20 protein-coding genes are annotated in these 21,615 nt (G+C 34.7%); 2 read left to right on the top strand and 18 right to left on the bottom strand.

Features of this window, described 5'->3' with window-relative positions; all coding sequences use genetic code 11:
* Positions 1 to 116: 116 nt before the first annotated feature.
* The 16 genes from sprV to yfmF all read right to left on the bottom strand — a co-directional run bounded on the left by sprV (position 117) and on the right by yfmF (position 16,923).
* On the bottom strand, positions 117 to 389 hold the full coding sequence (gene sprV / locus FNL60_RS10180; RefSeq protein ID WP_002265623.1) for a transcriptional regulator SprV: 273 nt from the start codon (positions 387 to 389) through the stop codon (positions 117 to 119).
* Positions 390 to 402: 13 nt separating this feature from the next.
* Positions 403 to 1,767 carry a replicative DNA helicase gene (gene dnaB, locus FNL60_RS10185; protein ID WP_002262440.1) on the bottom strand — a complete coding sequence of 455 codons (1,365 nt, stop codon included), beginning with the start codon at positions 1,765 to 1,767 and terminating at the stop codon, positions 403 to 405.
* 20 nt (positions 1,768 to 1,787) lie between these two features.
* On the bottom strand, positions 1,788 to 2,240 hold the full coding sequence (gene rplI, locus FNL60_RS10190; RefSeq protein ID WP_002262441.1) for a 50S ribosomal protein L9: 453 nt from the start codon (positions 2,238 to 2,240) through the stop codon (positions 1,788 to 1,790).
* 1 nt (position 2,241) lies between these two features.
* Complete coding sequence (locus FNL60_RS10195) at positions 2,242 to 4,215, bottom strand: DHH family phosphoesterase (protein WP_002279888.1); 1,974 nt, start codon at positions 4,213 to 4,215, stop codon at positions 2,242 to 2,244.
* Between the two features lie 79 nt (positions 4,216 to 4,294).
* Positions 4,295 to 6,190 carry a tRNA uridine-5-carboxymethylaminomethyl(34) synthesis enzyme MnmG gene (gene mnmG / locus FNL60_RS10200; protein ID WP_002279889.1) on the bottom strand — a complete coding sequence of 632 codons (1,896 nt, stop codon included), beginning with the start codon at positions 6,188 to 6,190 and terminating at the stop codon, positions 4,295 to 4,297.
* Between the two features lie 126 nt (positions 6,191 to 6,316).
* Positions 6,317 to 6,949, bottom strand: coding sequence for an RpiB/LacA/LacB family sugar-phosphate isomerase (locus FNL60_RS10205; protein WP_002278181.1), 633 nt, complete (start codon positions 6,947 to 6,949; stop codon positions 6,317 to 6,319).
* A gap of 61 nt (positions 6,950 to 7,010) precedes the next feature.
* On the bottom strand, positions 7,011 to 8,132 hold the full coding sequence (gene mnmA / locus FNL60_RS10210; protein WP_002279890.1) for a tRNA 2-thiouridine(34) synthase MnmA: 1,122 nt from the start codon (positions 8,130 to 8,132) through the stop codon (positions 7,011 to 7,013).
* Between the two features lie 372 nt (positions 8,133 to 8,504).
* On the bottom strand, positions 8,505 to 9,110 hold the full coding sequence (locus FNL60_RS10215; RefSeq protein ID WP_002262446.1) for a transglycosylase SLT domain-containing protein: 606 nt from the start codon (positions 9,108 to 9,110) through the stop codon (positions 8,505 to 8,507).
* Between the two features lie 161 nt (positions 9,111 to 9,271).
* The gene (apf, locus tag FNL60_RS10220) at positions 9,272 to 10,138 is read right to left on the bottom strand and encodes an aggregation-promoting factor (RefSeq protein ID WP_002262447.1); all 867 of its coding nucleotides are present in this window, start codon (positions 10,136 to 10,138) and stop codon (positions 9,272 to 9,274) included.
* A 188-nt stretch (positions 10,139 to 10,326) separates the two neighbouring features.
* On the bottom strand, positions 10,327 to 11,121 hold the full coding sequence (locus FNL60_RS10225; RefSeq protein WP_002262448.1) for an energy-coupling factor transporter transmembrane component T family protein: 795 nt from the start codon (positions 11,119 to 11,121) through the stop codon (positions 10,327 to 10,329).
* Positions 11,114 to 11,956 (bottom strand): energy-coupling factor transporter ATPase, encoded by an 843-nt coding sequence (locus FNL60_RS10230; protein ID WP_002262449.1) that lies wholly within the window; start codon positions 11,954 to 11,956, stop codon positions 11,114 to 11,116. Before FNL60_RS10230 ends, FNL60_RS10225 begins: the two co-directional genes overlap by 8 nt.
* Positions 11,932 to 12,774 (bottom strand): energy-coupling factor ABC transporter ATP-binding protein, encoded by an 843-nt coding sequence (locus tag FNL60_RS10235; protein WP_002262450.1) that lies wholly within the window; start codon positions 12,772 to 12,774, stop codon positions 11,932 to 11,934. The genes FNL60_RS10230 and FNL60_RS10235 overlap by 25 nt, the downstream gene beginning before the upstream one ends.
* A 3-nt stretch (positions 12,775 to 12,777) precedes the next feature.
* On the bottom strand, positions 12,778 to 13,320 hold the full coding sequence (gene pgsA, locus FNL60_RS10240; RefSeq protein ID WP_002267084.1) for a CDP-diacylglycerol--glycerol-3-phosphate 3-phosphatidyltransferase: 543 nt from the start codon (positions 13,318 to 13,320) through the stop codon (positions 12,778 to 12,780).
* An 11-nt stretch (positions 13,321 to 13,331) separates the two neighbouring features.
* Positions 13,332 to 14,309 (bottom strand): helix-turn-helix domain-containing protein, encoded by a 978-nt coding sequence (locus tag FNL60_RS10245; protein ID WP_002267085.1) that lies wholly within the window; start codon positions 14,307 to 14,309, stop codon positions 13,332 to 13,334.
* 72 nt (positions 14,310 to 14,381) lie between these two features.
* Positions 14,382 to 15,674 (bottom strand): EF-P 5-aminopentanol modification-associated protein YfmH, encoded by a 1,293-nt coding sequence (gene yfmH, locus FNL60_RS10250; protein WP_002264239.1) that lies wholly within the window; start codon positions 15,672 to 15,674, stop codon positions 14,382 to 14,384.
* A gap of 1 nt (position 15,675) precedes the next feature.
* Positions 15,676 to 16,923, bottom strand: a complete 1,248-nt coding sequence (gene yfmF / locus FNL60_RS10255) for an EF-P 5-aminopentanol modification-associated protein YfmF (protein WP_002279892.1) — start codon at positions 16,921 to 16,923, stop codon at positions 15,676 to 15,678.
* Between the two features lie 67 nt (positions 16,924 to 16,990).
* Here yfmF and yaaA point away from each other — a divergent pair, with 67 nt between their 5' ends.
* Both yaaA and recF read left to right on the top strand, forming a co-directional pair.
* Complete coding sequence (gene yaaA / locus FNL60_RS10260) at positions 16,991 to 17,356, top strand: S4 domain-containing protein YaaA (RefSeq protein ID WP_002267087.1); 366 nt, start codon at positions 16,991 to 16,993, stop codon at positions 17,354 to 17,356.
* Between the two features lie 2 nt (positions 17,357 to 17,358).
* Positions 17,359 to 18,450 carry a DNA replication/repair protein RecF gene (gene recF, locus FNL60_RS10265; RefSeq protein ID WP_002264240.1) on the top strand — a complete coding sequence of 364 codons (1,092 nt, stop codon included), beginning with the start codon at positions 17,359 to 17,361 and terminating at the stop codon, positions 18,448 to 18,450.
* Between the two features lie 162 nt (positions 18,451 to 18,612).
* Here recF and guaB read toward each other — a convergent pair whose 3' ends face one another.
* Positions 18,613 to 20,094 carry an IMP dehydrogenase gene (guaB, locus tag FNL60_RS10270; RefSeq protein WP_002279893.1) on the bottom strand — a complete coding sequence of 494 codons (1,482 nt, stop codon included), beginning with the start codon at positions 20,092 to 20,094 and terminating at the stop codon, positions 18,613 to 18,615.
* A 156-nt stretch (positions 20,095 to 20,250) separates the two neighbouring features.
* Positions 20,251 to 21,273, bottom strand: coding sequence for a tryptophan--tRNA ligase (gene trpS, locus FNL60_RS10275; protein ID WP_002264241.1), 1,023 nt, complete (start codon positions 21,271 to 21,273; stop codon positions 20,251 to 20,253).
* Positions 21,274 to 21,615 lie beyond the last annotated feature (342 nt).

Here is a 21,615-nt window from a genome sequence, read left to right on the forward strand (position 1 = left end):
TAAAGCCAAACTTTTCATAGGAATGTATCTCAGCTTTTTTAAGAACGAGATATACTGTGCCATACATTATTTCTTGTTCATTTTCAAGGGCAGACATTTTATTTCATTTATTGAAACTAATCAAAATAACGTATTAATGTTTTCTCAGTCAGAATATCTGAATAAGTGTATGATTCTACATAAGTATTATCAATCTCACCCGGAACAGAAGCTTTATCCTTGTATTCTACAATAAATAAAGATGAATAGACTTCAATTAAACGACCAATTTTATTTTTTTCACGCTTACGCCCATTTTCAAGGGTCAATTCAACTTCTTGACCTTCATGAGCCTTAATATCTTCTTTTATTTTTTTCATTTTGGCAACATCTGCAAATGCGTCACTCATTGTTTCTTTTCTCCTATCTCTCTTCAAATTGGGCAATACTAGAAAATTTATTATATTCTTTTTGGAACATTAATTTTACTGTTCCTCGAGCACCAGCACGATTTTTTTCCAAGATAACCTCTATTGTATTATCTACCAATTGTTCTTGCCCTTCATCTTTATCTCCTCTATCGTAATAATCATCACGATAAAGAAAGGCTACAATATCAGCATCTTGTTCTATAGACCCCGACTCACGGATATCAGAAAGAACAGGTCTTTTATCTTGACGCTGCTCAACACCACGAGATAGCTGACTAAGAGCAATGACAGGAACTCCAAGTTCCTTAGCAAGAATTTTTAACTGACGCGAAATATCAGAAACTTCTTGTTGGCGATTTTCAGGTCGTGTGCCTGTGATTAATTGCAAGTAGTCAATGACAATTAATCCTAATCCTTTCTCTAGTTCCTGATCTAATTTTCGAGCACGTGCCCTAATCTCTGTAACCTTGATTCCCGGAGTGTCATCAATATAAATTGGTGCATCAGCTAGAGTCCCTTGCGCAAGCGTTATATTTTGCCAATCCTGTTCGGTTAACTGACCTGTTCGTAAATTATGGGCATCAACCATTCCTTCTGAAGCCAGCATACGATCAACTAGACTTTCAGCTCCCATTTCTAGAGAAAAAATAGCAACAGGACGATTCATTTTAGTGCCAACATTTTGGGCAATATTAAGAACAAAAGCCGTCTTACCTACCGCTGGCCTAGCAGCTAAAATAATAAGTTGATCTGGGTGTAAACCTGTTGTAATCTTATCAAGATCCCGAAAACCAGTAGCCAGTCCTGTAACATCTGTTATTTGCTGAGAACGAACTTCTAAATTTTCATAATTGACAGCAAGAACATCTGAAATTTTACGAAATCCACTACGATTACTGCGCTCATTAACATCAATCAGGGCTTTTTCCGCACCTGAAATAATATCTTCAGAGTTTATTGCGCCTTCGTAAGCTTGATTAACAGCTTCTGTCAAGCGTGAAATAATCCGCCGAAGCATAGCCTTTTCAGCTACAATTTTAGCATAATACTCAGCATTAGCACTGGTTGGCACGCTATTAACCAATTCAACCAGATAGGAAATTCCACCAATATTCTGAAGATCTCCTTGATTATCAAGAATAGCACGAACTGTTGTTGCATCAATGGCATCGTTTTGATCACTAAGACTAATCATCGCTTTAAAAATAACACGATGAGCATATTTATAAAAATCTTCAGGATCAATATATTCCCGAACAGCAATCAATTTCTCTGGTGATATAAAAACAGAACCTAAAACAGATTGTTCCGCAATTAAATCTTGAGGCTGTACTCGTAATTCTGAGGTCTCTGGCACAATTTCACCTCCTAACTCATTTAAGCTTCTTTAATTTGAAGTTTAATGATGCCATCAATATCTTTGTGAAGTTTTACAGGAATTTCAATTAAACCAATTGTTCGAATCGGATGATCTAATTTAATATAACGTTTATCCAGTTTGATCCCAAATTGTTTGTTCAATTCTTCAGAAATTTTTTTACTTGTAATAGAACCAAAAGTACGACCATCTGGACCAACCTTTTCACTGAATTGAACAAGCGTTGATTCTTGTTCAAGTTTAACTTTAACTGCTTTAGCCTCAGCTAAAAGTTCGGCTTGAGCTTTTTCTTCAGATTTTTGCTTTCCCTTTAACTCATTAATAGCTTGTTTTGTGGCTTCCTTAGCCAAATTTTTCTTGATTAAAAAATTCTGAGCATAACCTGTAGAAACTTCTTTTACTTCCCCTCTCTTACCTTTACCTTTGACATCTGCTAAAAAAATAACTTTCATCTTAAGCTTCCTCGTTTCCTGTAAATTCTTCTTTGATCTTTTCTAATAAGAGTTTGCGGGCTTCTTTAACACTTGTACCTTTTAATTGACAGGCTGCTAAGTTGAAGTGGCCGCCGCCTCCCATTTCTTCCATAATCCGTTGAACATTAATTTTATTGCGACTCCGTGCAGATATACAAACTGTTCTTTCATCATTTCTAGTAATAACAAAGGTAGCCTCAATCCCAGCCATATTTAACATAGTATCAGCAGCCTTGCTAGCAATAACATTGGAATAACTGATATCATCTGCTCCTGTAGCAACAACAACATTTGGTAAAATACGATCGCCACGTAAAATAAGTTCATTAATTAAACGGTATTCATCAAAATCAAGAGCTGAAATATTTTGAATTTCAACATTATCACTGCCAAGCGTACGTAAATAGCTGGCTACATCAAAGGTTCGGCTTGTTACACGAGTCGAGAAACTTTTTGTATCAAGCATAATCCCAGCCATAACAATACTAGCTTGAATTTTATTGAGATGGTATTTCCCATTTTGGAACTGTAAGAGCTCTGTTACTAATTCACTAGCACTGCTTGCTCCACTCTCAATAAAGGTTAAAATAGCATTTTCTGGAAAATCATCATCTCTTCTGTGGTGATCAATCACAATAACTTCTGTAAACTTATTGTAAAGCTCTCTTGACAACGTTAGCTGCAATTTAGAATGATCCACCATAACAAGAAGAGAATTATCACTTACTTGTTCTATAGCCTCTTTGACTGTTAAAAGTTGAGTATGCCCATCTTCCTTTAAACGATTGACAGCTCTTGCTACATCATGACTCATACTATCTTCATCATAGACAGCATAAGCAGCATGTTCAATGATATTGTTTGCGAAAGCCTGCATCCCAACTGAAGCTCCCAAAGCGTCCATATCAAGATTTTTATGTCCTACAACAAAGACACTATCTACTGTTTTAATTTTATCAGAAATAGCAGTCATCATAGCGCGTGTCCTAGTACGTGAACGCTTAATAGTTGAAACTGTTCCTCCACCAAAATAAAGCAGTTTCTTATGTTCGTCATTTTCACGGATAACAGCTTGGTCGCCACCACGGACAAGAGCAATATTCAAATTCTTCAAAGCGATTTGTCCAATTTGACTATGATTTGCATTGCCATAAGAAATCCCCATACTTAAAGTTAAAGGAAGGTGGCGCTCTTGAGCCTCTTTTCTAAATTGTTCTAACACCTCAAATTTATCTTGAATGAGTTGATCTAAGACACTATAATCTGTAAAGAAATAAAAACGATCCATATTAACACGGCGATAGAAAATTTCCCTACTTTGAGCAAATTCAGAAATAAAATTAGCAATAAAACCATTAATTTGTGAAACATCTGCATCTGCTAAAGACTCAATCGTATCATCATAATTATCAATAGATATAATACCAATGACAGGCTGTAAATCTAATCCTTGCCTTTGATTCTCACTTTCTCTGGATAAATTGAAAAAGTAAAAAATACCATTGTCTAAATCTATATCAACAGAATATTTATTCTCCCCAACTTCCATCGTTTGATCAACAGAACCTTCTTTTCTATTTTTAATGACACTGCTGATAAATTCACCATCAAATTCACCATCTTCTTTCGTGAAAATTAACTCTGCAAAAGGATTAAACCACTCAATTTTATCTGTTTCAGGATCAAATTGAATAACACCTACTGGCATCTGATCAAGCATAGTAATCAGCTTACCTTCAGTTTGGCTATTTAAGAGTTCAATCTGCTCTAATTCAGAAATTTCATAAATATTCTTTTGATAGTAAAGCAGTATGATTACAGCTGCACAGGTCAAAAAAATAATAAACATTAACAGTGGTGAATCTGGAAAAACACGCGCACTAATAGCCAAAATTCCAAACAAAATCATTCCAATCATGATTAAATGGCTAGTGGCAAAACGAAATCTTTTCATTATCTAAACCTCTTAAGCCCTAATTATATCATAAAACTCTTATAAAATATAGAAGGAACAAAGAGGAATTCTTTTCATTTTATCTTGTACGACTTCTATTCTTTCCTTCAAGATAGACCATAAGAATTGATATATCAGCTGGATTCACACCAGAAATACGGCTAGCTTGACCAATAGTTTCTGGGTTGATTTTCTTAAATTTCTGACGTGCTTCGGTCGCAATAGAATCAATGGCATCCCAATCGATATTCTTAGGAATTCGTTTTTCTTCCATTCGCTTCATTTTTGCGACTTGATCTAGGGCTTTATTAATGTATCCCTCGTATTTGATTTCAGTTTCTAGAAGTTCAATGACCTTCTCATCTAAGCTTTCCGCCGCAGGCCCAACAAAACTTGTTGCAATGGCATAGTTGATTTCTGGTCGACGCATAAATTCTTTTGCTGTCAAAGCATCTGTCAAGGGCTTAAAGCCAAGTTCTTCAATACGTTTATTTATTTCAGCAACTGGTTTTAATTTTATACTTGACAACCTTGTCAACTCATTGTCAAATTGATTTTTACGGATTTGGAAGCGCATATAGCGTTCTTCATTCACTAGACCAACCTGATGACCAATTTCTGTCAAGCGTAAATCTGCATTGTCATGACGTAAGATTAAACGATACTCCGCACGCGATGTTAGTAAACGATAAGGTTCAAGGGTTCCTTTCGTGACCAAGTCATCAATCATAACTCCAATATAAGCATCACTACGTTTGAGAATCAATTCTGGTTTTCCTTGAATCTTAAGGGCAGCATTGATACCAGCGACAATTCCTTGACCAGCGGCTTCTTCATAACCAGACGTCCCATTTGTTTGACCAGCCGTAAATAGTCCTGAGATTTTTTTGGTTTCCAGAGTCGCCCGCAATTGATGAGGAAGGACAATATCATATTCAATGGCATAGCCAGTCCGCATCATTTCAGCATTCTCCAGTCCTTTAATCGAATGAACCACATCTTTTTGAACATCTTCTGGCAAACTCGTTGACAGACCTTGAATGTAGACTTCTTCTGTTTCACGTCCTTCAGGCTCTAAAAAAAGCTGATGACGATCTTTGTCAGCAAAACGGACAATCTTATCCTCAATAGAAGGACAATAACGTGGTCCTACACCCTTGACAATACCTGAAAACATAGGTGCTCTGTAAAGATTTTTATTAATAATATCATGACTACTTTGATTGGTATAGGTCAGCCAACAAGGGATCTGATCTTTAAGGTAATCTTCATCTTTGGACATAAACGAGAAGTGATTTGGTTTCTTATCTCCGGGCTGAATTTCAGTTTCATCATAATGAATAGAATTAGCCTTAACTCGTGGCGGTGTCCCCGTTTTAAAGCGCCCAATCTCCAGACCTAAATCTCTCAAATTATCTGCTAAAGTTACTGAAGCGAGACTATTATTAGGCCCAGATGAATATTTTAATTCGCCTAAAATGATCTCACCGCGCAAAGCCGTACCAGTTGTCACAATGACAGCCTGAGCGCTGTATTTCTGATTCGTCGCTGTCCTAACACCAATAACTTTACCATCTTCAACCAAAATTTCATCAATCATAGATTGACGTAAGGTTAAGTTTTCCTGTTGTTCAACCGTATGTTTCATGTTGCGAGCATAAAGTGCCTTATCAGCCTGTGCACGTAGAGCACGTACTGCTGGACCCTTACCCGTATTGAGCATTCGCATTTGAATATAGGACTTATCAATATTCTTTCCCATCTCACCGCCAAGAGCATCAATCTCACGAACGACAATCCCCTTAGCAGAACCACCAATTGAAGGATTACAAGGCATAAAAGCCAACATTTCCAAATTAATAGTTGCCAGTAAAGTCTTACAGCCCATACGACTAGTAGCAAGACTGGCTTCCACACCAGCATGACCAGCGCCGATGACAATAACATCATAGTTTTCAGTAAATTCGTGTGTCATTTCTATCTCCCAAACACAAAAATAGCCAAAACCCTCGAAAATTGTAGGTCAAAAGACCAACAATTCTCATGAGCTTTGACCATCATGATTATTGTTATATTTATTTTATCAAATTCATCTTAAAAGTCAATTTCTAAAAAATTGTAATCGTTCTAATAGCAGAGAGTTGCTCCCGTGCTCAAAAAGATAAGCTGTCAAATCTTTCCTTTTTAAAATCTTAAAAAGCAATGCTTCGTCAAGTTGATCAATAATTTCTAAAAATGTTTTTTTAGTTATATCATTTAAAGTAAGTAGAAGTTGTGCTTCTTCACGTTTTCGCTCAGCTACTTCTGGTGGATAACCAATACCGAATTCACCATGAAATAACTCATTTAAGGCATATTGCAAATTCAACTCCCCAGCCCAACCAAAATTTAAACCCAGAGAAAGTGAAGCAACATTTCCATTATTGATACGACCAAAGAGAAAGGCATCCTGTGGTGTCTGAATAAAACCAGCTTGTAAACCAGGCAAACTATTACATGCCATCATCATTCCTTGACCAGACGAGCAACCAGAAACCATAAAATCAATAGCCCCAGTTTCAATAAGTAGACTAATCATGACAGCCACTTCAACATAGGAATAATTTTCAGTTTCTTGCGGAAAGACTCCAAAATTGACAATTTCATGCTGATTTCCAGCTGCCTGTTTGACCGCCTCAAAAAGAAGTTGATTGAGGTCTGTCCTTGTACTCGCTTGAATAACACCAATTTTCATTTCAAACTCCTATCAATCTGTTTGTAGGCCCTATTTTTAGTATATTGACAATATTGTCAATTTAGATATACTGACAAATTTTTTCTTCTTGATAGGCATTGTCAATAAGACCACCACCAAGACATTCATCTCCATTATAGAAAACAACTGCTTGACCAGGTGTGATAGCACGTTGAGGTTCATCGAAAATAACTTCTGCTTTATCACCGTTTACCTTGACAGTTACTTTACTATCTGGTTGACGATAACGAAACTTAGCTGTGCAATTTAGTGTAAACTTATCTGGCATATTTTGTGTAAAATGAACCTGACTAGCTGTCAAGCTGTTTGACATAAGTGCGTCATGATAGAAACCTTGCCCAACGTAGAGAATATTTTGAGACAAATCTTTCCCTACAACAAACCAAGGTGCATTATCTCCACCTTTTTGCCCACCAATTCCCATGCCGCCACGTTGACCAATGGTATAGTACATTAATCCATTATGTTCTCCCATATCACGACCATCAATAGTCATCATACGACCTTTTTGAGCCGGCAAATAGTTACTCAAAAACTCTTTAAAATTCTTTTCACCAATAAAGCATATTCCTGTCGAGTCTTTTTTCTTAGCTGTTGCCAATCCTGCCTTTTCTGCAATTTCACGAACTCGCGGCTTTTGCAAATGACCTAAAGGAAACATTACCTTTTGCAGCTGTTCTTGTGATAACTGACTTAAAAAATAAGTTTGGTCCTTGTTATTATCTGCTCCGCGCAACATATGGACAGTCCCGTCTGCATCACGTGACACTTGCGCATAATGTCCAGTCGCCACATAATCCGCACCAAGGGTCATGGCATAATCAAGAAAGGCTTTAAATTTAATTTCCTTGTTACACATGACATCTGGATTGGGTGTGCGTCCTGCACGATATTCTGCCAAGAAATACTCGAAGACACGATCCCAATACTCTTTTTCAAAATTGACTGAATAATAAGGAATCCCAATCTGATCTGCTACCGCAGCCACATCTTTGTAATCTTCTGTAGCTGTACAAACGCCAAATTCATCTGTGTCGTCCCAGTTTTTCATGAAGACACCAATCACGTCATAACCTTGTTCTTTTAAAAGCAGAGCCGTTACAGACGAATCAACACCACCACTCATGCCAACAACGACACGTGTTTTTGAATTATCTGTCATTGATAATCCTCCCCCATCAAATGTAAGATACTTGTGCATAAAATCCAACAAAAAAATAGGAAAATACCAAAAAATCAGGATTTTCTATAGTCTTTTTCTGAAGACTTAGCTCAAGCTCAATTATTTTTTAACATAGACTTGAAGGGTCTAGTTATCCAAATATCGATTTGAAGGTCGATTTTGAATGCGCATCAGCGCAAATCATATTATAACATAAAATAAAATACCATAATATGACAAAGCATTGATAAAAATAATATTCTTCATCTCATGAAAATCAAATATCATATATTCATAAGAAAAGCACCCCATCCGTTAGATTTTATGTCTAAAACTTTTGGAGTGCAGATTATAATAAGTGCTTTTCCTAAATTACATGCCCCAAGCTGATAAACCTTGGGCTTTATAAGCATTGATAGCTGAATTAACCTGATCTTGAACTGTTGCAGTTGAACCCCAACCAGGCATTGTTTGAAAGAGACCTGAAGCTCCTGAACCATTAGCTGCAGTGACTTGACCATTTGATTCCCGTGCAATAATATATTCCCAAGTTGACTGAGAAACCCCAGTTGCTGCTGCCATTTGAGCCGCTGCTTCTGAACCAGTTGCACCAGCAGTGTTGCCATTAGCAAGATTACCATTATGATTGACATTAGCTACTTGAGCTGCCTGAGAAGCATAAGCTGTATTATAATTGACATTATCAGTTGGTTCAGTTGCTGCAACCTCTGTTATTGCTTCTGAAGAGGCTGCTTCTGAAGGAGCGGAGGTCAGTTCAGCGGAAGTTGTCTGTTGATCTTGGCTTACTTCTTGAGCTTGTGCAGTGTGAGCAAGAACAGATTCTGATTTTTTAATATGTGCTTCTGTATTAACTGATTCACCTGTAAAAAAGGAGGCAAACCCTACAAAAAAAGGTAAAACCCAAAATTGACTTTTCAGCATTTTTCTGAATTTCGATTTTTTGACTCTACTATACATAAAACTTAATTCCTTTCATTACCTCAATTTCTATAATATCGATTAAATATTACTTTCATTTTATTTTTATATTAAAAATATTACATTGGCATTTAAATTAAATAAAAAATACCCAAAATATTAAAATTTTGGGTATTTTGCACCTATATCTATAAAATTATTTAATACCAACCATTAGCATTCCAGAAAGCTTGAGCAGCAGTCCATGAGCCATAACGACTTGATACATAAGCATCTGCTACACGTTCTTGATTTTCTTCTGACAAATCACCATTCAAGTAAGAATCACTCAATTGATAACGTCCATAATATTGGCCATTTTTAGCATTATAATTACCACCTGATTCTTTTTGAGCAATGAATTCTTTTGCAGCTGCATCAGATGTGCTCAAACCGCTAGTATTAGATGTTGTTTGGTTTTCTTCGGCTGAAGCTGCTACTTCATTTGTTTGGCTGGTCTTGGTCTCAGTTGGTTCCGCTGTCGTTGCTTCGCTTGTCTGACTAGTTTCCACTGGAGCTGAAGTCGTCGCCTCACTCGTTTGACTGGTTTCAACCGATACTGCTGAACTTACTTCATTTGTTTGGTTGGCTTCAGTTGGCACTTCGCTTGTCTGACTGGTTTCAGCTGGTGCTGAAGTTATAACTTCACTTGTTTGGCTTTCTTGTACCGGTGCTGTTGTCGTCACTTCGCTCGTTTGACTAGTTTTGGCAGATGCTGAGGTTTCTGCTTCATTTATCTGACTTTCTTGTACTGGCGTTGCATCAGTATCTTCTGTTGCTGCATCTAATTCTAAAATTTGACCAGCATGGATAAGATGGATATTATTAATTTTATTTAACTTAGCAAGTTTATCAACAGTTGTTCCGTGTGTTGAAGCAATCTCTGATAAAGTATCTCCTGATTTCACAGTATAAGTAGTTTCTGCCTGTACTGCCATAGGTAAAATTAAACTAGCTGCTGTTGCAATTCCTGCAAAACTAACTTTAATTGTTGTTGTTTTGTTTTCTAAAATATTTTTAATAGACATTGGTTACTCCTTTAAACAAATTATATATACATGATACAGTAGTTATATTACTTGCTTTTTAGAGTAGTATTAAAAATATTACAATTAAGTTGTGATTAGAAAAAGTAAATGCCTTCTTTTCCTTTTAAGAAAAGTAATTCCTTATTTATCTGAAAAAAATTGACTTCTAATAGAATCGAAGTATTTTCTCATTTTTTTAATAAAAATAAAATAAAACCAAGCAAACAAATACCAACAATAGCCAAGCTGTCTTTATAAGTCCATTTTAATAAACGGTATTTGCTACGTCCTGCACCACCTTGATAACCACGCGCTTCCATTGCTGTTGCTAAAGCATCTGCCCTTTTAAAACTAGATGCAAAAAGCGGAATTAAAATAGGAATGATAGATTTAATTTTTTGTATCAAATTTCCTTCACCAAAATCGACACCACGTGCTCTTTGAGCATTCATAATTCGTGTTGTATCATCCATCAGGGTTGGAACAAATCGTAAACTTAATGATAGCATTAAACCAATTTCATGAACAGGTACTTTTAAGGGTTCTAAAGGTTTTAAAAGTGATTCGACTGCATCTGCTAAACTGAGTGGCGTTGTTGTCAAAGTTAAAAGCGTTGAAAAAATAATGATTAAAACAAAACGCATAAAAATCAAAGCTGCCTGCCCAATACCAGAATCAGTTATTTTGATAATCCATAAATGAAATAAAACATGGCCATTCTGTGTAAAAAGAACTTGAAAAAGCGTTGTAAAGAGGATTAAACCAATCATCGGTCTCAATCCCTTTAGAAAAAAACTAATTTTTACGCGTGATAGAAAGACCAGAATCATCGTAAAGACGAACATCAAAAGATTTGTAAGAACATTATTAGCCCAAAAAACGACAATAATGAAAATAAGCATTGATAACAATTTACTTCTCGGATCCAGTCGATGAACGAAAGAATCACCTGGAATATATCGCCCAAGGATAAGATTAGCCATTCTTAATCGCCTCCACAAATTCCTCTAAAGTAATAGGTAAAGCATCAAAAGTTATTCCTCTTTCTCGCAAATGAGCGGCAAATTGGGTAATTTTAGGAACTCCCAACTGTTTACTTTCCAGAAATTCAATTTCCTGAAAAACTGATTTTGGACTACCAGATAGAACAATTCGTCCCTTTTCTAAGACATAAACCCAATCTGCATAATTAGAAACATCATCCATCAAATGAGTGACTAAAACAATAGTCATTCCCCCTTGATGAAGCTCCTTAAACAAGGTCATTAGTTCACGCCGTCCTTTAGGATCAAGTCCAGCAGTTGGTTCATCCAAAACGAGAATACTAGGCTCCATTGCTAATATACCAGCAATAGCTACCCGACGCATTTGCCCACCAGATAATTCAAAAGGATTCTTTTCAAATAGCTCTTCAGAAATACCTACCATAGCTAGTTTTTCCCGTGCTAATTTTTCTGCTTCTTCTTTTGAAATACCAAAATTTTGTGGACCAAAAGCAACATCTTTTAAAACTGTTTCATCAAAAAGTTGACTTTCTGGAAATTGAAAGACTAAACCAACTTTTTTACGAATATTTTTAATATCTTTATTTTTAGAGTCTGACCTAATAGCAACATCATCAACAAGGACTGTTCCTTCAGTTGGTGTATTCAGTCCATTTAACAATTGCATAATTGTTGATTTGCCACTACCCGTATGGCCAATAAAAGCTGTAAAACTGCCATCTTTAATCTCCAAACTAACGTTAAAAAGGGCACGACCTTCAAAAGGTGTTCCCGCTTGATAAGTGTAACTTACTTCTTGGAGATTAATGCCCATAACTTATCTTCCAGTTCCTTTTCTAGTAAATAACGATTATCAAATGTAAAGCCAATTTGTCGCAATGCCTTTATAATAGTTGAGGTAAAAGGGATGTCTAACCCTAGATCTAAAAGTTCATCTCCTCGCGAAAAGAGCTCTCTTGGACTTGAGCTAGATTCAATTTGTCCGTTTTTCATCACCAAAACACGATCACTAAGTGTTACCTCATCCAAATCATGTGTAATTGAAATGACTGTCATACCATATTGTTCACGAATTTTTTGAATCGTTCCAATTAACTCTAAACGACCTTCTGGATCTAACATACTAGTGGCCTCATCTAAAATGATAATGCTGGGACGCATAGCCACTGCACCCGCAATAGCCACCCTTTGCTTTTGACCCCCTGATAATCTAGCTGGTTCTCGTGTTTTGAAATCAGACATATCAACAAGATTCAAGGCTTCTACAACGCGTTCTCTCATCTCTTTTAAAGGAATTCCTTTATTTTCAAGACCAAAAGCAATATCATCTTCTACAGTTGCCCCAACAAATTGATTGTCAGGATTTTGAAAAACCATACTAATTTTATGGCGAATATCCCAAACATTGTCCTCTGATAGTTTGTGACCTTCTATCAAAATTTGTCCTGATTCAGCTTCTAAGAGTCCGTCAATTAAGCGTACTGTTGTTGATTTACCACTACCATTATGGCCAATAATTGATAACCATTCTCCATGTTTCACGTGAAACGAAATATTATTTAAGGTTGGTTTTTCTTGATTTTCATCATAGCGAAAAGTAACATTTTTTAACTCAATTATTTTATCTGTCATTTTTTATTTAAAGGTATCCTTAAAAAGAAAGCCGGCTCCTTTGAAGTAATCATAACCTGAATAAAGCGTAAAGAAGAGAGCTATGTAAAGCAGAATAGTTCCTACAAATTCAAAATGGCAAAGCAATAAGATAATTGAAAACATTTGAGTAGCTGTTTTAATTTTTCCTGGCATAGCAGCAGCCAAAACTTCACCACCTGTTTCAACTAAAAGTAAACGTAATCCTGTTACAGCTAATTCACGACAAACAATGATAGCAGAAATCCAAGCTGGCGCTAAGTTAAGACCAACAAGTATGATAAAAGCACTCATGACTAACATTTTATCAGCAAGCGGATCTGCGAATTTACCAAAATTAGTAACAACTTTCCACTTACGTGCTAAGTAACCATCCAAATAGTCAGTTAAACTTGCCACAGCAAAAATAATGGCTGCAATAATATGCCAAGTGACACTACTAGTCAGAGAAGTTAAAAGCAAGAAGACTGGAATTAATAAAATTCTGATTAACGTTAATAAATTAGGGATATTTTCCTTCTTAGCCATTCAAAACTCCTTTATTGGACTGTCAAATTAATATTAGTCAAACCAGCATTAACAAGGTTTGTAGTATCCACTTTTTGACCATTGATCGTAATTTCAACACCGCTAGGTGATCCGACTGTCAGCATAGATGTTGTTGAACCTTCTGCTAAAGTAACAGTATAAGTTTTATCTGTTGCTGTTAGAGTTGTTCCAGATTCTCCATCAGCAGTGTTAGTTGCTGAAACCCAACTTTCCTCATCCCCTGTCAAAGTAAAGGTAACCTCTATTTTTCCATTAGTATTACTTAAGGTGATATTATTTCCACCATCAGCAAAGTCTGTTGTTATGCTAGTCTGACTTTGTGTCGTTGAATTGGCATCATTTTTAGTATCCTTAGATTTTTTCGTAGAGGTACTTAATTCGGTCTTATTTGAATCAGTTTGCAGCTGATTATAAACCACATATCCAACATAACTGATAATAGTTAAAGCAAGTAAAATTAGCAGAATTAAAGCCCATGGAAATTTCTTTTTCGGTTCTTCATCATAATCATATTTACTAAGTCGAGATGGTATTTTTTCTATTTTTTTACTTGCCTCCTCTGATTCAACCTTAAAATCTTCTATTTGGGGAGTCTCTTCTGTAATATTTTGAGTAACATCCAAACTATCAATAGCTAACTCTTGAGGTTCTTCAATTGATTTTCCTTCATTTTTCTTTTCTATATTGCTATCTGAAGAAGCAGCCAATTCTGCAGAAGAAGGTAGGATAAGTTCATCGCTCATTTCCTGATTGCGATAACCATGAATAATAGAAACCGGATCTAAGCCAACAGCATGAGCATATTTTTCTAAATACTCATTTGTTTTGCCTTCTGGTAATAATTTAAGTTGATCTAACTCCATTGCCAGTATATAGTGAGGAGCAATTCCAGTTTTATCTACAACATCATCAAAACTCAATTTTTTTTCAATACGAGCATCACGTAGAGTATCACCTATCTTGTTCATATTTACCTTACCTCAGTTCCTTTATCTATACTAATCTTGTTTATTATAACAAATTTTAAATAGATTTTCTGTTTATTTTGGAAATAATGTAAAATCGGTTAGCTGCATTTCCTTTGTTATTTTTTCTCCAAATTCCAATACATCTTTTATTTCTATATTTTGCAAAACAGTAGGAAAATCAAAATAAGTTTCTTCTCCCCATAAATTATCTATAAATTGACTAGAAAGAGCCTCAAGTGAATCTAAACTCCGAATAAAATCACCATATAGCTCTTTTTTTACTGTTTGTAAATGTGAGGCAGAAAGATTGGTATCTGTCTTAAACTTCTTAATTGTTTGCCCAATCTTGTTAGACATTGCTATTGGCTCTTTAGTGTCAAGCAAAATGACAACAAATTGATAAGAAGTTGACACTTCAATTTTTAATTCAAAAGAATCATCAATTTTTCTATCTTCATACCATTGCTGATAGTGCTCTGATGTCCAACCAAACAAAAGTAAAAAAAAGAGCTTTAAAAGTAATCTTTCCTTTATCAAAGATTTCGGTTTTTTCTTAATAAAATTAAAGCGAAAGCCTACTGCTAACTTTGAAATAGAAATATCCATTTGCATTGAACTCGTTGGAGTTATTGGTAGTAACTTTAAAGGAGAACGTTTGATTTCAAATTTGGGCCTGTCTGGTAACTGCCTTTGAGTAGTAACAATATCTTTATAAACCCTTTTAACATCAAAATCTCCTGCCACTAAAAGAGTTAAATTTTCAGGTTGATAAAAATAATGAAAATTTTCCTCTAAGTTATTTTTTGTTAATTTATCAATACTATCTCTATTCCCAGTAATATCTTCTGCTAAAGAGGTTTGAGGATAAAGTTTAGATAAAATAACTTGGTAAAGATAATCATCAGAATCATCTTGATACATATTAAATTCTTGAGTTATGATTTTCTTTTCTTTTTCAATTGACATATCTGTAAAGTTTATTTGACTGGTAAACTCCTGTAATAAATCTAAATTTTTCTTGATATTATCAGCTGTTGAAAAGTAATAAATTGTTTTATCAAAAGTTGTGTAAGCATTGCTTTCTGCACCTAATTTTGTAAATTCATAAGCAGCATCTTTTTGTTTATTCATTTCAAATAACTGATGTTCTAAAAGGTGAGCAATACCTGTTAAATAAGATTTCTTTTTACCATTAACTGTGAAGTTTGTGTCAATTGATCCAAAGCGACTGCTCATTACAGCAAGTGTTTCCTTAAATGATTCTTTAGGTATCAAAAAAACAGTCATACCATTTTCTAGTTGATTATAGTAAAATTCCTCATTAATAGTTGGAAATTTTCGTCTCTTTAATCTTGTTGCTGCCAAACTACTCTCCTTCTAAAAAATAAATAGACTGTAACTTAATGAGATTAGCTGCTTTGACAATATCGTCTTTACTAACTTTGTCAATTCTGTCAATCCATTCTTTCAGCTCTAAACATTTATCTCCAAAAACACAATGATTATAATGCATTTCAATTCTATTTTTGGGGTTGTCCTCAAATAATTGCATATTGTTTATTAACATCTTTTTTGTTTGAGCTAATAAATGGCTTGAAAACCGGCCTAATTTTAAATCATTGAATTGCTTTGTTATCAACTGAAATGCCTGTTGTCTTTTGTTACTGTCAAGACCTGTGTAAACTTGAAGTAAACCTGTGTAAATATCAAAATAACTTCCAATATTATAAGCCAATCTTCTTTTTTCTCGAACTTCAGTAAATAATTTAGAATGAGGAAAAACTCCTAAAAGACCATTAAAAACAAGTAGGGCATAGTAATTATGATCTCCATAAGCTATAGGAAAATGATAGCCTAGTTGTAAAATAGACTGTTGGTTTTCTTGCTGTTCAACTTTTTCCTGAACAATCTTCGAATATTCTTGTTGGTAATCAAAGATCAATGTTTTTTGGCGATCTTCTAAGGGAAATTCTTCAATAGATTGTAAAACTTGATATTCATCGAAATCCCCCAAAACAAAGATATCAATCTGATCTTCTTTTAACATTTTTTGAAATTCTTGGTACGTTGCATAGGAATTTTCAGCACTTACTAACTCTGCAGTAGCATATTTTGAATATTTTAGAACTTCATCTTTAAAAAAGAGTTTTTGTAACTCTAAGTGACTATAATAAAAAGAATCCTCTTTGTCAGATTGTAAATATCTCATTAAATTTTCTTTTTCAAGATCAAAACTTTTACTTTGATAATGCTCTACTGAAATGAGAGGTTTAAAAAGTGCCGCTCTTAAGAAATGGATAATTTCTCCTAAGATTGACTTTCCTTCCAAAATAAATTTATCAGATACAAAAGAAATGTCTATATCAACAATATGAACCTTTCCTTTTTTTGATATACAGGTCGAAAACTGAGCACCATATAAATTGGCCAACTTTTCTCTAAAAGTTTGAGATGTTGGATAAACATTATTAGCAGTTGCCAACATCTGAGCAACTAAAACACGACGAGCAAGTGTTTTACTATCTAATTCACCAGAAAAACGAAAGGTAATGTGATTCGTCTTAAATTGACTTGTTTTAAGCAAGTGTAACTGCACATCTTGGGCTAATTTCATAGGTCTTCCTTTACGTTCAATTATATCATTTTATGCTATAATTATCCTAAGAGAAAGTTGAGGAATTATGGAATATAAACTCTTTAATGACTACATTACATTACAAGCTCTTTTAAAAAATTTGGGAGTTATTCCAAGTGGAGGAGCCATAAAATCTTATTTGGCCAATACGGAGGTCTTATTTAATGGTCAACCTGAAACGCGTCGTGGCAAAAAACTTCGTCTAGGAGACCAAATTAGTATTCCAAATTTAGATATCATTATTACTATTATTGAACCTTCTTCAAAAGAAAGGGAAGACTACTTAAAAAATCTGGCTGAAAAAGAACAAGTGGTAGCTTTTGTCAAAAAACTCAACAAAAAGAAGAAACAACAAAGCAAACAGAAAACAAGTACCAAATCTAAAAAAACTATTAAATTTCCTGGCACTTAATTATGTGGATAGAAAAAATTAATTTAAAACATTATCGCAATTATACAGCCATTGAATCTGAATTTTCCCAAAGTCTTAATGTTTTTGTGGGACAAAATGCTCAAGGAAAAACCAATTTCCTAGAGGCTATTTATTTTTTATCTTTAACCCGCAGTCATCGAACACGATCTGACAAAGAACTTATTCAATTTGGTCAAAAAGAATTAAATGTTTCTGGCCTTCTTAATCGTGTCAATGGCAAAATTCCTCTGGAAATCAACTTATCTAATAAAGGCCGAACAACAAAAATAAATTATCTCAAACAACCTAAACTTTCAGACTATATTGGAACAATGACTGTTGTTCTCTTTGCTCCAGAAGATCTTCAACTAATAAAAGGCTCCCCAAGTCTCAGAAGAAAGTTTATTGACATTGATTTAGGACAAATCAAGCCTATTTACTTATCTGATTTATCAAATTATAATCATGTTCTTAAACAACGAAATGCCTATTTAAAATCAGAGAAGAAGGTTGATACTGATTTTCTTTTCGTTCTAGATGAACAATTGGTAGATTATGGTAGTAAGGTTATTGAGCATCGCCTTGATTTTATTCAAAATTTAACTAAAGAAGCTGATAAATATCATTTCTCTATTTCAAATCAACAGGAACATTTAAAAATTTCCTACCTTTCTTCTGTTAAATTTGATCATAAAAAAAATATTCGTGATAACTTTTTAAACCTGCTACAAAAAAATCGGCAGGGTGATATTTTCAAAAAGAACACCAGTGTTGGTCCGCACCGCGATGATTTAGCCTTTTTCATCAATCAAATGAACGCTAACTTTGGTAGTCAAGGACAACATCGCAGCCTTATTTTATCTTTAAAGCTGGCTGAGATTGAACTTATAAAAACAGTCACTGGGGATTATCCTATTCTCTTGTTAGATGATGTCATGAGTGAACTTGATAATTATAGACAAATCAAACTTTTAGAAGGCATCAAAGATAATGTTCAGACCTTTATAACAACAACTAGCCTTGAACATCTTCAACAACTCCCTAAGAAACTAAAGTTATTTACTATCAACCAAGGAAAAGTGCTATCAGAATAATTGTAAAAATACTGTCAACGTCTTTTACTCTATAGTAAAAGATTTTGTCAATCAATAGCTCTTAAGACTTTTAAATAAGCTATCTCTTAATAAAGATATTGTAAATGTATTCTTGACAGTAAAAAAACTAAAACAGTTTTGTTTTAGTTTTTTTACTTAAAATCATTGTACAGAATAATTTGGAGCTTCATTAGTTATTTGAACATCGTGAGGGTGACTTTCAATCAAACCAGCACCTGACATTTCAATAAATTGAGCATTTTCATGAAGTTCTTTAAGATTAGCTGCACCAACATAACCCATACCAGAGCGAATGCCACCAAGCATTTGAAAAACAATATCAGCTGCAGCTCCCTTATAAGCTACACGCCCTTCAATACCTTCTGGAACAAGTTTATTAGCTTCATTAATAGACCCTTGGAAGTAACGATCGCTTGATCCTTTCTTCATAGCTGCAATTGATCCCATACCACGATAAGTTTTAAATTTACGACCTTGAAAGATTTCTGTTTCACCTGGAGCTTCATCAGTACCAGCGAACATTGAACCAAGCATCACAGCATTTCCACCTGCAGCAAGGGCTTTAACAATATCACCTGAATACTTGATACCACCATCAGCAATGATCGTTCGTCCATATTCACGCGCAATACTAGCTGCATCATAAATAGCTGTAATTTGAGGAACACCAACACCAGCAACTACACGTGTTGTACAAATTGAACCAGGCCCAATACCCACCTTAACGACATCAACACCTGCTTCATAAAGGGCACGTGCTCCTTCAGCAGTCGCAATATTGCCAGCAATCAAGGTACGATCTGGAAAATGAGCTCTAATTTCAGCAATCTTACGAAGTACACCTGCAGAATGTCCATGAGCGGTATCAATAACGATAGCATCTGCTCCAGCTTCAAAGAGAGCTTCAGCACGTTCAAAAGTATCTGATGTGACACCAACCGCACCAGCAACTAGAAGGCGGCCAAATTCATCTTTTGCTGCATTTGGAAATTCAATAACTTTTTCGATATCTTTGATAGTAATGAGACCAGATAAGCGACCTTTTTCATCAATCAAAGGTAATTTTTCAATACGGTGCTCATGTAAGATACGTTCAGCTGTTTCAAGATCTGTTCCCACAGGAGCTGTGACCAACTTTTCACTAGTCATATGTTCTGAAATAGGGGTTTCATAGTCAGAAATAAAACGCATATCACGATTGGTAATAATTCCAATTAACTTACGATTATCAAGGGTTTCAACGACCGGAACACCACTAATACGATAACGCTGCATCAATTCTTCGGCTTCAGACACCTTATGCTCTGGTGTCAAAAAGAAAGGATCAATAATAACACCATTTTCTGAGCGTTTTACTTTTCGAACTTCTTCAGCTTGTTCTTTGATTGACATATTTTTATGAACAACACCAAGACCACCTGCACGCGCAATAGCAATAGCCATCTTACTATCAGTAACAGTATCCATAGCTGCAGTAATAATTGGAATATTCAATGTCAAATTTTTCGCTAATTTTGTTTGCATACTGACTTCGTTTGGAAGAACATGGCTTTCAGCCGGAATAAGCAATACATCATCAAAAGTATAACCTTTTTTCAAAAATTTGGTGTCCCAATTTGACATTAAAATAATCCTCTTTTCTATACATTTTGCCTACTGGCCTTTTTATTGTTACTATAATAACACGCTAAAATCATTTGTCAATGAATTCTAGAAAATTTCAAAAAAGAACAGAAGTTAATTAACATTAGTCTTCTGTTCTCCCCCAAATGGTCTATTCTAAAAATAATTAATTCCCATAGCCCTTTTAACTCCACTTAAGGTTTCTGAAGCTGTTTCACGTGCTGTTTCACTACCTTTTTTTAAAATATCAAAAACTTGATCCATATTTTTTTCATACTCCAGACGGCGTCTACGTATTGGTGTTAATTCTCGTTCAAGAATATCTAAAAGATAATGTTTGGTCTTAACATCTCCAAGTCCACCACTTTGATAATGTTCTTTCATAGCTGCAATATCCGTTTGGTCTTCTTTACGTCCAAAAATATCAAGATAGTGAAAAACCATATTTCCTTCAATTTGGCCTGGATCTTCAACACGAATATGATTTGGATCTGTGTACATGCTCATCACTTTCTTACGAACGGTATCAGCGTCATCAGAAAGAAAAATACCATTACCAAGTGATTTCGACATCTTTGCATTACCATCTAAACCTGGTAAACGACCAGCTGCCTCATTTTTAGGATAAATACCTTCTGGTTCTACTAAACAATTTGTTTTATAAGTATGATTAAAGCTACGCACAATTTCACGCGTTTGTTCAATCATGGGTTTTTGGTCATTGCCAACAGGTACATAATTTGCTTTAAAAGCTGTAATATCAGCCGCTTGAGAAATAGGATAAACTAAAAATCCTGTTGGAATAGATTCGCCAAATCCTTTTTGAGCAATTTCAGTTTTAACAGTTGGATTGCGTTCCAAACGAGCCAATGATACTAAATTCATATAATACATGGTCAATTCAGCTAATTCCGGAATTTGACTTTGGATAAAAATAGTGACCTTTTCAGGGTCAAGACCTACTGACAAATAATCAAGAGCAACATTTGCAATAGAATCTTTAATAATTTCTGATTCTTTAGCATGATCTGTGAGAGCTTGTTGATCTGCTAAAAAAACAAACATTTCATATTTATTTTCATTTTGTAAAAGGACACGATTTTTAAGACTACCAACATAATGACCCAAATGTAATTTCCCTGTTGGTCGATCTCCTGTTAAAATAATAGGTTTTGACATATTTGTTCTCTCCTAGAAATACGATTACTTCATTATAACACAATTCTTAACATCAAACAGAACAAACAAAATTAATAAGTTTGAGATAAGCATACATATTGTCCTGCAACCACTTACAAATACCTACATCTTTTTTTTAAAATTACATAAGCACAATTAACTATGCTAAGTAGAATTCTCTTGGTCTCTTTGTCAAACAATACGATAACGTCAGCAGTACCAGTATCCTAAAAACATGTCAATTTCTAATCAACTTTTGAAGGATGAACTAATCTTAACTAAGTGGATAATTTTTAACTGACCCTTGAAATAAAATAGTAAAAAATAATCATGTTTAAGTTC

Origin of the sequence: Streptococcus mutans (genome assembly GCF_006739205.1) — a bacterium.
In the GTDB taxonomy this organism is placed as follows: Bacteria; Bacillota; Bacilli; order Lactobacillales; family Streptococcaceae; genus Streptococcus; species Streptococcus mutans.